This is a genomic window from Enterobacter sp. fkY84-1 (assembly GCF_052974705.1).
The window spans coordinates 1,878,354-1,893,562 of sequence record NZ_CP169393.1; the positions used below are offsets into that span (position 1 = coordinate 1,878,354).

General features: G+C 54.9%; 17 protein-coding genes. 8 read left to right on the forward strand and 9 right to left on the reverse strand.

The annotated features are described in order from the left end of the window. Positions 1-59: 59 nt before the first annotated feature. The 5 genes from chbC to chbG all read left to right on the forward strand — a co-directional run bounded on the left by chbC (position 60) and on the right by chbG (position 4,886). Positions 60-1,418 carry a PTS N,N'-diacetylchitobiose transporter subunit IIC gene (gene chbC, locus ACEPLT_RS08925; protein WP_008500675.1) on the forward strand — a complete coding sequence of 453 codons (1,359 nt, stop codon included), beginning with the start codon at positions 60-62 and terminating at the stop codon, positions 1,416-1,418. A 46-nt stretch (positions 1,419-1,464) separates the two neighbouring features. Continuing rightward, positions 1,465-1,812 (forward strand): PTS N,N'-diacetylchitobiose transporter subunit IIA, encoded by a 348-nt coding sequence (gene chbA / locus ACEPLT_RS08930; protein ID WP_008500674.1) that lies wholly within the window; start codon positions 1,465-1,467, stop codon positions 1,810-1,812. 29 nt (positions 1,813-1,841) lie between these two features. Then, positions 1,842-2,660 (forward strand): transcriptional regulator ChbR, encoded by an 819-nt coding sequence (gene chbR / locus ACEPLT_RS08935; RefSeq protein WP_008500673.1) that lies wholly within the window; start codon positions 1,842-1,844, stop codon positions 2,658-2,660. A gap of 109 nt (positions 2,661-2,769) precedes the next feature. Beyond that, positions 2,770-4,125 (forward strand): 6-phospho-beta-glucosidase, encoded by a 1,356-nt coding sequence (locus ACEPLT_RS08940; RefSeq protein WP_232928420.1) that lies wholly within the window; start codon positions 2,770-2,772, stop codon positions 4,123-4,125. 11 nt (positions 4,126-4,136) lie between these two features. After that, positions 4,137-4,886: a chitin disaccharide deacetylase gene (chbG, locus tag ACEPLT_RS08945; protein WP_135346182.1), complete on the forward strand. Its 750-nt coding sequence runs from the start codon at positions 4,137-4,139 to the stop codon at positions 4,884-4,886. A gap of 93 nt (positions 4,887-4,979) precedes the next feature. Here chbG and katE read toward each other — a convergent pair whose 3' ends face one another. Further along, the gene (gene katE / locus ACEPLT_RS08950; RefSeq protein WP_232928422.1) at positions 4,980-7,229 is read right to left on the reverse strand and encodes a catalase HPII; all 2,250 of its coding nucleotides are present in this window, start codon (positions 7,227-7,229) and stop codon (positions 4,980-4,982) included. 167 nt (positions 7,230-7,396) lie between these two features. Here katE and cedA point away from each other — a divergent pair, with 167 nt between their 5' ends. After that, positions 7,397-7,672 carry a cell division activator CedA gene (cedA, locus tag ACEPLT_RS08955; RefSeq protein ID WP_191091794.1) on the forward strand — a complete coding sequence of 92 codons (276 nt, stop codon included), beginning with the start codon at positions 7,397-7,399 and terminating at the stop codon, positions 7,670-7,672. A gap of 48 nt (positions 7,673-7,720) precedes the next feature. On the opposite strand, the gene tcyP is transcribed toward cedA, so the two are convergent. The 3 genes from tcyP to hxpB form a co-directional block, all read right to left on the reverse strand. After that, a complete protein-coding gene (gene tcyP, locus ACEPLT_RS08960) occupies positions 7,721-9,112 on the reverse strand; it encodes a cystine/sulfocysteine:cation symporter (protein ID WP_008500667.1) in 1,392 nt (463 codons plus the stop codon). A gap of 127 nt (positions 9,113-9,239) precedes the next feature. Next, the gene (locus ACEPLT_RS08965; protein WP_014883483.1) at positions 9,240-9,830 is read right to left on the reverse strand and encodes a metal-dependent hydrolase; all 591 of its coding nucleotides are present in this window, start codon (positions 9,828-9,830) and stop codon (positions 9,240-9,242) included. Between the two features lie 101 nt (positions 9,831-9,931). Continuing rightward, entirely contained in the window at positions 9,932-10,603 is a 672-nt protein-coding gene (gene hxpB, locus ACEPLT_RS08970) for a hexitol phosphatase HxpB (protein ID WP_021241077.1), read from the reverse strand. 148 nt (positions 10,604-10,751) lie between these two features. Here hxpB and ACEPLT_RS08975 point away from each other — a divergent pair, with 148 nt between their 5' ends. Continuing rightward, a complete protein-coding gene (locus tag ACEPLT_RS08975; RefSeq protein WP_008500663.1) occupies positions 10,752-11,288 on the forward strand; it encodes a YniB family protein in 537 nt (178 codons plus the stop codon). Positions 11,289-11,324: 36 nt separating this feature from the next. On the opposite strand, the gene ACEPLT_RS08980 is transcribed toward ACEPLT_RS08975, so the two are convergent. The 3 genes from ACEPLT_RS08980 to pfkB form a co-directional block, all read right to left on the reverse strand. After that, positions 11,325-12,185 carry a fructosamine kinase family protein gene (locus ACEPLT_RS08980; RefSeq protein WP_024909435.1) on the reverse strand — a complete coding sequence of 287 codons (861 nt, stop codon included), beginning with the start codon at positions 12,183-12,185 and terminating at the stop codon, positions 11,325-11,327. 105 nt (positions 12,186-12,290) lie between these two features. Next, complete coding sequence (ghoS, locus tag ACEPLT_RS08985) at positions 12,291-12,581, reverse strand: type V toxin-antitoxin system endoribonuclease antitoxin GhoS (protein ID WP_232928424.1); 291 nt, start codon at positions 12,579-12,581, stop codon at positions 12,291-12,293. 106 nt (positions 12,582-12,687) lie between these two features. Beyond that, entirely contained in the window at positions 12,688-13,620 is a 933-nt protein-coding gene (pfkB, locus tag ACEPLT_RS08990; RefSeq protein ID WP_021241080.1) for a 6-phosphofructokinase II, read from the reverse strand. Between the two features lie 295 nt (positions 13,621-13,915). On the opposite strand from pfkB, the gene ACEPLT_RS08995 reads away from it, so the two are divergent. Beyond that, on the forward strand, positions 13,916-14,674 hold the full coding sequence (locus ACEPLT_RS08995) for a DUF481 domain-containing protein (protein WP_021241081.1): 759 nt from the start codon (positions 13,916-13,918) through the stop codon (positions 14,672-14,674). A gap of 80 nt (positions 14,675-14,754) precedes the next feature. On the opposite strand, the gene yniD is transcribed toward ACEPLT_RS08995, so the two are convergent. Further along, the gene (yniD, locus tag ACEPLT_RS09000; protein ID WP_008500658.1) at positions 14,755-14,862 is read right to left on the reverse strand and encodes a small membrane protein YniD; all 108 of its coding nucleotides are present in this window, start codon (positions 14,860-14,862) and stop codon (positions 14,755-14,757) included. A 98-nt stretch (positions 14,863-14,960) separates the two neighbouring features. Then, positions 14,961-15,161, reverse strand: coding sequence for a stress response membrane protein YncL (gene yncL / locus ACEPLT_RS09005; RefSeq protein ID WP_084635613.1), 201 nt, complete (start codon positions 15,159-15,161; stop codon positions 14,961-14,963). Between the last annotated feature and the right edge of the window lie 48 nt (positions 15,162-15,209).

The following is a 15,209-nucleotide window of genomic DNA, read 5'->3' on the forward strand; positions in this document are numbered from 1 at the left end:
GAGTTATTTCACACACAATACGCCGTAACATGCGTTACGGCATTTAAGGGTATTTTCCTATGAGTAAAGTCATCGCTTCACTTGAAAAGGTACTCCTTCCTTTTGCTGTTAAAATAGGAAAGCAGCCTCACGTTAATGCCATCAAAAACGGCTTTATTAAATTAATGCCGTTGACGCTGGCCGGGGCCATGTTCGTTTTAATTAACAACGTTTTTCTGAGCTTTGGTGAAGGTTCCTTCTTTTATTCATTAGGAATTCGGTTAGACGCTTCCACAATTGAAACCCTTAATGGTTTTAAAGCCATCGGCGGCAACGTCTATAACGGTACGTTGGGGATTATGTCGCTGATGGCGCCTTTCTTTATTGGGATGGCGCTGGCAGAAGAGCGTAAGGTGGACCCGCTGGCCGCCGGGTTATTATCCGTCGCCGCCTTTATGACAGTGACCCCGTACAGCGTCGGTGAAGCCTATGCTGTGGGCGCCAACTGGCTGGGTGGGGCTAACATCATCTCCGGTATTGTTATCGGCCTGGTGGTGGCAGAGATGTTCACCTTTATTATCCGTCGCAACTGGGTGATCCGCCTGCCGGATAGCGTACCGGCCTCCGTTTCCCGTTCATTTTCCGCGTTGATTCCAGGCTTCATTATTCTCTCTATCATGGGGATTATCGCCTGGGCGCTCTCTCACTGGGGCACGAACTTCCACCAGATCATCATGGACTCTATCTCTACGCCGCTGGCGTCTATGGGTGGCGTGGTCGGTTGGGCGTACGTGATTTTCACCTCTCTGCTGTGGTTCTTTGGCGTGCATGGTTCACTGGCACTGGCCGCGCTGGACAGCGGAATTATGACCCCGTGGGCACTGGAAAACGTTGCACTGTATCAGCAGTACGGCTCCGTTGATGCGGCGCTGGCAGCGGGTAAAACTTTCCATGTGTGGGCGAAGCCGATGCTTGACTCCTATATCTTCCTGGGCGGTACCGGGGCAACCTTGGGTCTGATCATCGCGGTCTTTATTGTCTCTCGTCGCGCAGACTACCGTCAGGTCGCGAAGCTGGCGCTGCCATCAGGCATCTTCCAGATTAACGAACCGATTCTGTTCGGTCTGCCAATCATCATGAACCCGGTCATGTTCATTCCGTTCATCCTGGTTCAGCCGCTGCTGGCCGCTATCACCCTGACGGCGTATTACATGGGCATCATTCCTCCGGTCACCAACATTGCACCGTGGACCATGCCGGCGGGCCTGGGCGCCTTCTTCAACACCAACGGCAGCGTCGCAGCCTTCCTGCTGGCGATATTTAACCTCGGGATTGCCACCCTGCTGTACATGCCGTTCGTGGCGATTGCGAACAAAGCCGCCACCATCATTGATGAAGAAGAGAGCGAAGAGGATATCGCCCTCTCACTGAAATTCTAAGATTGACGGCGCGGGGAAACCCGCGCCAGCCACAAGGAGCTTAAAGATGTTAGATTTGGATAATATTGTCGCAGACGACGCCGTCGAGAACGATCTCGAAGAAGTGGTGATGGGGCTTATCATCAACTCCGGGCAGGCCCGCAGCCTGGCCTACGCCGCGCTGAAGCAGGCCAAGCAGGGGGATTTCGCCGCGGCGAAAACCATGATGGAACAGTCCCGCACGGCGCTGAACGAAGCGCACCTGGTGCAGACAAAGCTGATTGAAAGCGATCAGGGCGAAGGGAAGATGAAGGTCAGCCTGGTGCTGGTCCACGCGCAGGATCACCTGATGACCTCGATGCTGGCACGCGAGCTGGTGGCGGAGCTCATTGAGCTTCACGAGAAGATGCAGTAAGTCAGACTGAGTAGCAGGAGGTCAGCACGATGGAAATTAAAACCGCCCTTGAACAGCAGCTGTTTAATGGCAAAAATTTTCACGTGGTTATCTACAACAAAACGGAGAGCGCCAGCGGTCTGCATCAGCATGACTACTACGAGTTCACGATTGTTCTGACCGGCCGCTACTACCAGGAGATCAACGGTAAGCGCGTTCTGCTTGAACGAGGGGATTTTGTCTTCCTGCCGATGGGATCTTATCACCAGAGCTTTTACGAATTTGGTGCCACCCGTATTCTGAATGTGGGCGTCAGCAGACGTTTCTTCGAGAAGCATTATCTGCCGCTGGTGCCGTTCTGCTTTGTGGCCTCCCAGGTTTATCGCGTCAAAAACGAGTTCATGACCTGGATTGAAACGGTTATCGCCTCGCTTAACTTCCGCGACAATGAATTTGATGAGTTTATTGAAACGGTGACCTTCTACGTGATGAACCGGCTGCGCCATCATCGTGAAGAGCAGCAGGTGACGGATGATATTCCGCAATGGCTGCGCAGCACCGTTGAGCTGATGCACGATAAAAGCCAGTTCAGCGAAAATGCGCTGGAAAATATGGTCTCCCTGTCGGGCAAATCCCAGGAATATCTGACCCGCGCGACGCAGCGTTATTACCGTAAAACGCCCGTGCAAATTATTAATGAAATCCGCATTAATTTTGCTAAAAAACAGCTGGAAATTACCAACTATTCTGTCACCGATATTGCATACGAGTCAGGATACAGCAGCCCCAGCCTGTTTATTAAAACCTTTAAGAAATTGACGTCATTCACACCGAACAGTTACCGGAAAAATTTGACGGTAATTAATTAACTGTCGGCGGATTACCCGCCACGAATATTGCTTTAATGGCTTGCCCAAATAGCGGGAAGAGCACGCTATACCTTGCAGGCGATTAACCTGATACGCTAAGGGAGATATTATGCAGAAGAAATTAAAAGTCGTAACCATTGGTGGCGGCAGCAGCTATACCCCGGAATTACTCGAAGGTTTCCTGAAACGTTATCATGAATTACCGGTCAGCGAATTATGGCTGGTAGACGTTGAGGAAGGTCAGGAGAAGCTGAATATTATTTTCGACCTGTGCAAGCGCATGGTGGAAAAAGCGGGCGTGCCTCTGACCGTGCATAAAACCCTCGATCGTCGTCTGGCGCTGAAAGATGCGGATTTTGTCACCACCCAGCTGCGCGTCGGCCAGCTGAAGGCGCGTGAGCTGGACGAGCGTATTCCCCTGAGCCACGGGTATCTGGGGCAGGAGACCAACGGCGCGGGCGGCCTGTTTAAAGGCCTGCGCACCATCCCGGTGATTTTCGACATCGTCAAAGACGTGCAGGAGATCTGCCCGAACGCGTGGGTCATTAACTTCACCAACCCGGCCGGTATGGTGACCGAGGCGGTCTATCGTCATACGAATTTCAAACGCTTTATCGGCGTCTGTAATATTCCGATCGGCATGAAGATGTTCATCCGCGACGTGCTGGCGCTGACCGACAACGACGATCTCTCCATCGATCTGTTCGGCCTGAACCACATGGTGTTTATTAAAGATGTCATCGTGAACGGGGAATCGCGCTTTGCCGAGCTCCTCGACGGCGTGGCCTCCGGTCGTCTGACGGCGGCATCGGTGAAAAACATCTTTGACCTGCCGTTCAGCGAAGGGCTGATCCGCTCGCTGAATCTGCTGCCTTGCTCGTACCTGCTTTACTACTTCAAGCAGAAAGAGATGCTGGCCATCGAAATGGGCGAGTATTATAAGGGCGGCGCGCGTGCGCAGATCGTTCAGAAGGTCGAAAAGCAGCTGTTCGATTTGTATAAAGACCCGAACCTGAACGTCAAACCGAAAGAGCTGGAGCAGCGCGGCGGGGCCTACTACTCCGATGCGGCGTGCGAAGTGATCAACGCCATCTACAACGACAAGCAGGCTGAGCACTATGTTAACGTCCCGCATCACGGCCATGTCGACAATATTCCGGCTGACTGGGCCGTCGAAATGACCTGCATCCTGGGGCGCGAGGGGGCTAAACCGCATCCCCGTATCACCCACTTCGATGACAAGATCATGGGGCTGATTCATACCATCAAAGGCTTTGAAGTGGCAGCAAGCAACGCGGCGCTGAGCGGTGAGCTCAATGACGTGCTGCTGGCCCTGAACCTCAGCCCGCTGGTGCATTCTGACCGTGACGCGGAGCAGCTGGCCAGCGAGATGATCCTGGCGCATGAAAAGTGGTTGCCGAACTTTGCCGCCACGATCGAGAAGCTGAAGTTCAAACAGCAATAAGAGGACGCACAATGGAAAACCTGCTGATCGTTAATGCTGATGATTTTGGTCTCTCGAAAGGTCAGAACTACGGCATTATTGAAGCCTGCCGCCGGGGGGTTGTGACCTCTACAACGGCCCTGGTTAACGCTGAGGCGGTTGAACACGCGGCGCAGCTGAGCCGCGAGGTGCCAGAGCTGGGCGTCGGCATGCATTTTGTGCTGACGCTCGGGATGCCGCTTTCGCCAATGCCGGGCCTGACGCGCGACGGCCAGCTGGGTAAATGGATTTGGGAACGGGCGGAGCAGGGTGCTCTGCCGCTCGAAGAGATTGCCCGCGAGCTGGAGTGCCAGTTCAACCGCTTCGTTGATGTGTTTGGTAAAGCGCCGACGCACATCGACAGCCATCACCACGTGCATATGATCCCGGCGATTTTCCCTGTTGTCGCCGGGTTTGCGCAGCGCAAAGGCGTGGCGATGCGCGTGGATCGCGAGGTGCACGGATTGCCGGACTGCGCTTTTACATCCACTGAGGGGTTCAGCAGCGCGTTTTACGGAGAAGAGATCAGCGAAGCGCTGTTCCTGAAGGTGCTGGATGATTCCGCTGCCCGTGGAGAAACCTCGGTGGAAGTGATGGCGCATCCTGCCTTTGTCGATAACACCGTGCGTAAAAGTGCCTACTGCTGGCCGCGGCTGGCGGAGCTGGACGTGCTGACGTCGGCCTCGCTGAAATATGCGATTGCCGAGCGCGGGTATCGGTTGGGGACGTTCAGGGAGCTGTAAGAGTTGCCGGGTGGCGGCTTCGCCTTACCCGGCCTACGAACGACCTGTTAACTCTTGTAGGCCCGGTAAGGCGAAGCCGCCACCGGGCTTTTTTTACGCCGGAATCTGATCGACCTTGCTGCTTCGCGACCAGACGCGGTGCGCGGCGAGCAAATCAAACAGCTTCGTCATGAAGGCATCGTCAATGTTATCTCCCTCGACAATCCCGTCCTCACCCTGATCGGCCACCTTCAGCTGCGCTTTGAACTGTCGCGCGTCGCCGGACAGCGCGATCGGCTTCAGGTGCTTATAGGCTTCCAGCAGATAATAGACGGCGTCGCCGTTGGTCAGCAGGCTGGCAATATCCCCGCACGGCACAATCACCGCATCGACGGTCAGCGATGGCGCACCGGCAAAGGTCGCCGCGACCGGCAGCACAGAACCATCGTCGGCCGTCACTTCACCCATGCGGGAATAGAGCAGTTTGGCATGTACGCCCTGGGTTTTCAGCGCCTGCATAATCCCCAGCACGTCGCTCGCGCGGGTTTTGTCGTTCAGCAGAATGGCGACCACGCGGCCTTTAATCGAGCCGCCCGGCACCGCATACAGGCTCAGCGACGGATCTTTCTTCACGCCGTTAACCTCTTTCGGCGGAGCAAGGTTACGTTGCTCATCGGTCAGCGTAATGCCCAGGTTATCCGCGACGCTCTGGGCAAGCTGAATATCAATATGCGCCAGCTGATCGACCACGCGCTCGCGGATGTAGGTGCGCACCACTTTACTCAGCTCGAAGCTGAAACCGCCGATGATGTGCTGTTGCTCAATCGGCGTCTGGCTGTTCCAGAACAGGCGAGGGTGGGCGTAATACTCACCGAACGAGGGGCTGCGCTCGCGAATTTTATTGCCATCGATACGCTCCTGATACGATTCGAATCCACCGCGTTTCGGTCCGGGAGGCGTTTCACGCGGCCAGTTATCGTTGATGGAGTTCGGCTCATAGTTTGCCGGGTTGGTATCAATATCCTGACGGTGCATCCCGTCGCGCTGGAAGTTGTGATACGGGCAGGTTGGGCGGTTAATCGGAATTTCGTGGAAGTTCGGCCCGCCGAGTCGGCTAATCTGCGTATCGGTATAGGAGAAAAGGCGTCCCTGCAGGAGCGGATCGTTGGTGAAGTCCAGCCCCGGCACGATATGCCCCGGGTGGAACGCGGCCTGCTCGTTTTCGGCAAAGAAGTTATCCGGGTTGCGGTTGAGCACCATTTTACCCACCAGCTGCACCGGTACCAGCTCTTCCGGGATCAGCTTCGTCGGGTCCAGAAGGTCGAAATCGAACTTAAATTCGTCCTCTTCCGGGATGAGCTGCAGGCCCAGCTCGTATTCCGGGAAGTCGCCCGCTTCAATGGATTCCCAGAGCTCGCGGCGATGGAAGTCCGGATCGCGCCCGGTCAGCTTCTGCGCCTCGTCCCACACCAGCGAGGCTTTACCCGCCACCGGCTTCCAGTGGAAACGGACAAACGTGGCTTTCCCCTCGGCGTTGATCATTCGGAAGGTATGGATGCCGAACCCCTCCATGGTGCGGTAGCTGCGGGGGATCCCGCGGTCTGACATCGCCCACATCACGTTGTGTAAGGTTTCAGGCTGCAGGGAGACATAGTCCCAGAAGGTGTCGTGCGCACTTTGTCCCTGCGGTATGGCCCAGTGGGGCTCCGGTTTTACCGCATGGACAAAGTCAGGAAATTTATGCGCGTCCTGAATGAAAAACACCGGCGTGTTATTGCCGACCAGATCGAAAATCCCCTCTTCGGTATAAAACTTGGTGGCAAAGCCGCGGATATCCCGGACGGTGTCTGCCGAACCTGCGCCGCCCTGCACGGTGGAGAAACGCACAAATACCGGGGTAATTTTATCCGGGTCGGAGAGGAAGTCCGCTTTGGTGATCGCCTTCAGGCTCTTGTAGGGCTGAAAATAGCCGTGCGCAGCGGAACCGCGTGCGTGGACGATGCGTTCCGGTATCCGCTCGTGGTCAAAATGGGTGATTTTTTCCCGCAGAATGAAGTCTTCCAGCAGGGTTGGCCCGCGCGAGCCTGCGCGAAGTGAGTTCTGATCGTCAGCAATGCGCACGCCCTGATTGGTGGTGAGCGCAAAACCTTCGCCGCCTTTACGGTGTGGCTCAAGCGATTTCAGCTTATCGTTTCCCGTATCCGGGGATTTCATGCTTCCCGGTGCGGTAGGCTGTTCGCCTGGTGCGGAAGGGCCCGGGGAGGGGCGGTGAGAGCCGTCTGCAGGGGCGAGAGAGTCCATGCCCGGTTGAGATTCTTCAGTGCCATGAATCGGTGATTGATGTGTTTTATCTTTGTTCGACATTGCACGCTTCTCCTTTATCCATTGCTAAAAACCCTATTAAGGATAGAACAATGTCGTGAGATGGCTCGCGAACTAAGAGTTTTCACATGCCATCATTAACGAAAGGAGCCATCTCACCCACTCGGAGCGCGACGGAAGGCAGCAGGATCGGCTATGATAGAATTTTCCTGCTTCAAGAATTTGCTTTAGTGAATCCGTCGCTTATGAAACCTCTTCGTCAACAAAACCGCCAGGTTATTAGCTATGTGCCCCGCGTTGAGCCCGCGCCGCCAGACCATGCCCTGAAAGTGGAGGGTTTTCGCGATGTGTGGCAGTTACGGGGGAAATACGTGGCCTTTGTGCTAATCGGCGAGCATTTCCGTCGCTCTCCCACCTTTACGGTGCCGGAGTCCGCACAGCGGTGGGCGATGCAGATCCGCCAGGATGAAGAGGTTGAAGAATAACAGCCATAAAAAAACCGCCTGTTGGCGGTTTTTTTATATCTACAGCGATTAACGATGCGCCAGTTCGGCGTCGTCTTCACTTTCCAGAATCGCTTTGTCGGTCTGCTTCAGCCACTGGCTGGTCAGCGTACCGGCGGTCATAGAGCCGCTGACGTTCAGCGCGGTACGGCCCATGTCGATCAGCGGCTCAACGGAGATCAGCAGGGCAACCAGCGTCACGGGCAGACCCAGCGCAGGCAGCACAATCAGCGCGGCGAAGGTAGCACCGCCGCCAACGCCCGCAACGCCTGCGGAGCTTACGGTGACGATCCCGACCAGCGTGGCGATCCAGACCGGATCCAGCGGGTTGATGCCGACTGTAGGAGCAACCATTACCGCCAGCATCGCCGGGTACAGACCCGCACAGCCGTTCTGACCAATGGTGGCACCAAAGGAGGCAGAGAAGCTGGCGATGGATTCAGGCACGCCCAGACGACGAGTCTGTGCTTCAACGTTCAGCGGAATAGACGCGGCGCTGGAACGGCTGGTGAAGGCAAAGGTCAGTACCGGCCAGACCTTACGGAAGTATTTCAGCGGGCTGACGCCGTTCACGCCCAGCAGGATGCCGTGCACCACGAACATAATGCCAAGGCCCAGGTAAGAGGCGACAACGAAGCTGCCCAGCTTAATGATGTCCTGCAGGTTAGAGCCGGCAACCACTTTGGTCATCAGCGCCAGCACGCCGTAAGGGGTGAGCTGCATGACCAGACGAACCAGCTTCATCACCCAGCTTTGCAGGGTATCAATCGCGGTCAGCACGCGTTCGCCTTTTGGCGCATCGTCTTTCAGCAGCTTCAGCGCCGCCACGCCCAGGAACGCGGCGAAAATAACCACGCTGATGATGGAGGTTGGGCTCGCACCGGTCAGGTCAGCAAACGGGTTCTTCGGAATGAAGGAGAGCACCATCTGCGGCACGGTCAGGTCAGCTACTTTACCCACGTAGTTGGTCTGAATTGCGGTCAGACGTGCCGTTTCAGCGGTCCCCTGAACCAGACCTTCTGCGGTCAGGCCAAACAGGTTAGTGACCAGCACACCCACCAGCGCGGCAATCAGCGTGGTGAACAGTAGCGTACCAATGGTCAGGAAACTGATTTTTCCCAACTGGGTCGCGTTATGCAGGCGGGCAACGGCGCTCAGAATAGAGGCGAATACCAGCGGCATAACGATCATCTGCAGCAGCTGAACATAGCCGTTACCGACAATGTTGAACCACTGAATGGAATCTTTCAGTACTGGATTATCGGAGCCATAAATAGCCTGTAATGCCAGACCAAATACGACACCCATGGCCAGACCAACCAGCACCTTTTTCGCCAGGCTCCACTGTTTATGGCGCGCCTGCGCGAGAAGCAATAGCAATACAACGAACACAACGACGTTCGCGATGAGTGGAAAATTCATCCCCGTTCTCCTGATTTATTATCGGGTCGGTTTTTACCGATCCTGTTGGCGGAAGGTTAGCAGAAGTGTGATGTCGCGCTTATATCCAAATGGAATGGGTTATGACAAATGGGATAGTTTTGTTGGTTTACTGTTCAATCTGGTGGTGAATAAAGCGATTGAACTGAAATTGCAGCGAATTAATCATCTGGGAAGACCAGCGGACTGCACTGTTTTCGGGCAACGTTTGCGGCATCCAGACGGCGTAAGCAAACAGCGCCATGCACAAGACGCGCTCAAGCTGGTTCCCTTTCTGCGGTGCCAGGATAGGAAAACGGAAGCGCCAGCGGCAGGGCCACAGCAGCGGTACGCCCGCAGGCGTCAGCATATCGGCCAGAATATGGCTCAGATAGCCCAGCACCATCCCCTGAATGGCATCGGCGGGGACGATCCAGCTTTCGGGCACTTTTAAATAGAAAAGCGTCAGCAGGCCAAACACGGCCAGCAGGCTGTGCGTAAACCCCCGGTGGCCGAACGCGCGGGCGATGGGTTTTGACACCCACTTCAGGCGCTGACCGAGGAAGGACTTGGGATGGTCAATGTCGGGCAGCAGACAGGTCAAAACGGCGGAAGGGACGATATGCCACCAGTCCCCCTGTGCCAGCACGGGGGTAAGTTCAGCGTTTTTGGCAAATACTGCGCACGCGATAGAAAAAAGCAGGTGGCCTTCCGCCGTCATGATAAAACCCATAAAACTGTCAATTCATACAGTATAGGGTTTTTATACAGTAGGCGGAAGAGGTGACGGTGTAACTGTTTGTCACAAACTGCAGGAGGGTCTTAACCGCCCCGCAGGTGATGCGCCGTGAGTTCTGCCAGTGAAATCAGCTTCACATCGGCAAGGGCAAACCGGGGATCGTGGCGGCCTTCTTCCGCAGGCACCACAATGGAGCGCATCCGCGCGGCTTTAGACGCTATCATGCCGTTAACGGAATCTTCCAGCGCAACGCAGTTGAGGGGATCCACGCCGAGCTTAGCGGCACAGTCGAGATAGACCTGCGGGTGCGGCTTGCTGTAAGGCAATTTCTCAGCGGACGCCAGCGCGTCGAAACTGTCGCGCAGTTCAAACATGATGAGTACTTTTTCCAGCATATGCAGCGGTGACGCCGAGGCCAGGCCGACCTTGAGCCCCTGGGCTTTACACAGCGCGACGGCCTCACGTACGCCGGGCAGCAGCGGCTTGCTCTCTTCTACCAGCGAAATGGCGCGGCTGATAATGCGCGCGGTCACTTCATCACGACCCGGTCCAGCCCACGGCTGTTGGGCAAACCACAGGTCAACCACCATATCGATGCGCAGGCCCAGCGTATCGGGAAGTTCATTACGGCGGCTGATATCCACGCCCAGGCTGGCCATGACCTCCAGTTCGGCGCGATCCCACAACGGTTCGGAATCGATCAGTAATCCATCCATGTCAAAAATTGCGGCAAGAATTTGGCGCGGTGTCGACATCACAACGTCTCCTTATCCAGGGTGTTCGACAGACGATAAGTGCTAAGCACACTCTGCAATTTAGCATATTGCTTTTAAAGAGCGGGCGAAATTGATGACCAGCAGGTAGACTTAGGCACAAATAACGCGTCTTTATGAAGAGGAACTGATGACGTATCAACAAGCTGGACGCATTGCGGTCTTAAAACGTATTGCTGGCTGGGTGATTTTTATTCCTGCCGTCATTTCTACGCTGATTTCTGTACTCAAATTTATGTACGATCACAGCGAAAAACAGCCGGGTATCAATGCGGTTATGCTTGATTTTGCGCATGTGATGATTGAGATGATGCGTTTTAATACGCCATTCTTGAATGTCTTCTGGTTTAACTCACCGACCCCGGATTTTCAGCATCAGCTGAATATCGGCTTTTGGGTGATCTACGCCCTGATCTTTGTTGCGCTGGCGCTGCAGGCCTCTGGCGCGCGAATGAGCCGTCAGACGCGCTTCTTACGCGAGGGCGTCGAGGACCAGCTCATTCTGGAGCAGGCCAAAGGCCCGGAAGGCATGAGCCGGGAGCAGATTGAATCCCGCATTGTTGTGCCGCGTCACACCATTTTCCTGCAAATTTTTCCGCTCTATATCCTTCCCGTGATTATCATTGTGGCAGGATACTTCTTCTTCTCACTGCTCGGTTTTCTGTAACCGATACGGGTGGCGGCAAGTCCACCCGTTCGCGTCTCAGGCGGCAAGCATGCGCTCAAGCGCTCGCTGGGCGTTAACCAGGTGTTCCCCACCAAAAAGTATGGCGCGGTTCATCAGCGTATAAAGCTGATACACCGGTTGACGATCGAGGAAGCCGGGCGGCAGGGGGGAAACCGACTGATACCCGTCGTATATCTGCGGCGGTTGTTCTGGGTGCAGCGGCAGCATGGCAAGGTCGCACTCACGGTCGCCCCAGTAGCAGGCCGGGTCGAAGATATAGGGGCCGTTGGGCCCCAGCGCGCAGTTATCGGACCACAAATCACCGTGGAGCAGAGACGCCTGAGGCTGGTGAGAGGCCAGACGTTGCTGCACGTGTTCGACGATGGCATCAATATTGCCAAATTCCAGCCCTTTTTCGGCGGCAAGCTCTAGCTGCCAGCCAATGCGCTGCTCGGCAAAAAACGTCGACCAGCGGCGCTGCCAGGCATTGGGCTGTGGCGTGGTGGAGAGATCGTTGTCAAAATCCAGGCCAAACTGCGGCTGGTCGCTCCACTGATGGAGGCGCGCTAGCTGCTGGCCAAGAATGAAAGCGTTATGGGCATCCAGCGGACGGGCGGGGAGATATTCCATGACCAGAAAACTGTAATCGCGGTCGCTACCGACGGCCAGAACCTGCGGGACCGTCACCGTTTTACTGCGCGACAGCAGCTCCAGCTGATCGGCTTCGGCGGTAAATATCGGAAGCAGCTCGCGTTCATCGCATTTTACGAAGAGATCGCGCCCTGCGTAGCGTAAATGCCACGCGGCGTGGATCTCTCCGCCTGGCAGTTCGTTACGCAGTTCAATTTCACCTTCACCCAGCTGCTCCCTTAAAAGATGACTGATAGCCTGCCACATGTTGACTCTCCCATGTTGTCTGCCAGATCATAAAGTTAGCGCATTATTGCGGTAAAAAAATACGAACTAACGCACACCTGAGCGGTTTAATTTCATACAGGGCACTTATTGTTCTTTTTTCTGCCAGCTTTCCCAGGTGTCGACGTCAATTTCGGCTGGCTTGTCGGTCACACTTTCCACCAGGCTGGCGGCCAGCGCATGGACCTCTTCTTTATTAAGCGCGCCGATCAGGCCAAATGTCAGAGTGCCTAAATCATGAATATTGCCTTCGTCATCCGTCAGGGTGAGGAGAAAATTAGCCCGGGTGAAGGCATTGTTGAGCTCATTTAGCTCGGTAAGCGATGCCTCATGAAGGTTGACGGTTACGACATAACGAGTGATGCCACCACTGCTCATAATTCACCTCATTGTTATCATGGAAGTTTTCTTAGCATAGTCGATAGTTTGCGTTTGGCGACTCGGGGATGACGTTCCCCTTCATGCAGATGAAGGGGAACAGACGTTAATTTCGGGACAGGTAATCGACGATTTTTTGCGTATCGGCCAGCGAACAGAGGCGCGTGCCCTGGTTGATGGTGGCGGCGCTACCCGCCGCCACGCCGTAGCGCGTCATCTCCAGCAGTGACGCACCCTGCGCAAGTTTAAGCGTCATCGCGCCCACCATGCTGTCACCCGCGCCAACCGTGCTCTGGCTCTTCATCGGCGGTGGAACAACCTGAACGGACGACGTTTCATCGACGGCCAGTGCCCCCTGCGGACCGAGGGAAACCACCACGCGTCGCGCTTTGCCGCTGCGTACCAGCTCCTGCGCGGCGGTGCGCACATCGTCAGGCTGCGTCAGTTCGCGGTTGACCAGCGCGCTTAGCTCTTTCTGGTTGGGTTTGACCAGCTCAAGATTGCCCGGCACTAAGGCCGCCTGCAGAGCCTCGCCGCTGCTGTCGACGATGCAGCGGATACCGCGTTGCTGCGCCGCCTGAATCAGCGCGGTTAATTTTTCCGTGCTGACGCCGGGCGGCAGGCTGCCGCTGACCACCAGCAGCGCGCCGCTTTCTATCGTCAGCACTTTCTCTTCAAGCTGACGAAACTCGTCATCGGTGAGTTTCGCGCCCGGCATGACAAACCGGTACTGCTCGCCGCTGGATTCCACGTGAACATGCAGGTTTTGCCGCGTCCAGTCTTTCGCCTCGACGGTCTCTACGGCCACCTGTTCATCTGCCAGCAGGGAGACCAGGTGTTCACCGGTAGCACCGCCTGCGGGGAAAATGGCCGTGGCTTTGCCGCCGAGGTGGGTAATGGCGCGCGCCACGTTGATACCGCCACCGCCGGGCTCAAAGACCGGGGCGCTACAGCGCAATTTACCTTCCGGATAAATCTGCGGCGTCAGGGTGGCGGAATCAAGGGAAGGGGAGAGCGTCAGGGTGTAGATAGGAACCATCATTACCTCCTTTTAGCATGGGTTCCTTTTAGTCTGGCACCATTTGTCAGGAAGGCAATGTAAATAACAGTATGATTTTAAATATGAATAGTGAATAAAAGTGAGGCCGGAGACATATAAAATAAAACGCTTTTTGGGATCGTTCTTATTCAAAAAATGAAATAAGAAAACATTGCTATGTTATTTGCGGCTTTTTATAATTTGTTACCTTTCTCTGGACGCCTTGTCATTGATCCTCAAGAAAGATTCCGGGACCGTGTGGTCTCTTTTTTTGTTGTACGGACTCCTTAATAAAATGAAGCTTTTAAAGACAGTGCCCGCTGCACTGATGCTGGCGGGTGGCGTGTTTGCGGCTATGAACGCGACCGCCGATGATTCCGTTTTTACTGTCATGGACGATCCCTCCACCGCGAAAAAACCGTTTGAAGGTAACCTGAACGCGGGGTACCTGGCACAATCCGGTAACACCAAAAGCTCTTCTCTGACGGCGGACAGTACGCTCACCTGGTACGGTAATACCACCGCCTGGTCTCTGTGGGGTAATGCCAGCAATACGTCCGCTAATGACGAACGCTCTTCCGAGAAATATGCGGTAGGCGGACGTAGCCGTTACAACATGACCGACTATGACTACCTGTTTGGTCAGGCAAGCTGGTTAACCGACCGTTACAACGGTTATCGCCAGCGTGACGTGTTCACGGCGGGTTATGGTCGTCAGTTCCTGAACGGTCCGGTACACAGCCTCCGTTTTGAATTCGGTCCAGGTGTGCGTTATGACGAGTACACCAATGGCGATACCAAAACCCAACCGCTCGGTTACGCTTCTGGTACCTATGCCTGGCAGATGACTGATAACACCAAATTTACACAGGGTGTTTCTGTATTTGGTGCCGACGACACGACGCTGAACTCTGAGACGGCGCTCAACGTGGCCATCAACGAACACTTTGGTCTGAAAGTCGCCTACAACGTGACCTGGAACTCTTCACCACCAGAGTCTGCACCGGATCATACCGACCGCAGAACCACGGTTTCACTGGGTTATAGAATGTAATAAAGACGGGCCGATGATAATGTCGGCCCGTTTATTCTCTCTGATCTTGTGACGTCCCTTCTGATGAGCTCTACTCGCCCCTAACCCCAAATCATCGCCGCCCAACGGAGTAACAGCATTGCGCCGCAGATGGCAATCAGCACCAGCACCATTTTCCAGTGTTTTACGGCAAATCGTTTTGTTGGCATAACCTAATCCTTGTTCGTTGATATCCACAGTCTACCAAACAGGGCCTGAATATGCCCCTTCGCAGGAACGATTGGGTTATGCCAGCGTAGGGGGCGGTTCAGAACCAGTGGAATCGTTCGGCGAGAATCAACAATAAACCTGTGGCGGAAAGGATGTTCAATATCACAACCGTTCTACTGGATACGTTCATGGTATGCACCTTTGGGTTTAAAGACCTGTTCAAGAGTAGCCCTGCATTTCTAAATTGCGAGCGCCGGGAATATGCAACCTGCAAATTCATGCGAAAGTGCCAGCACATCAATCTGCCAGCAGAGGGTGCAATCTCCCTTTTGTTAGTGTTAACATT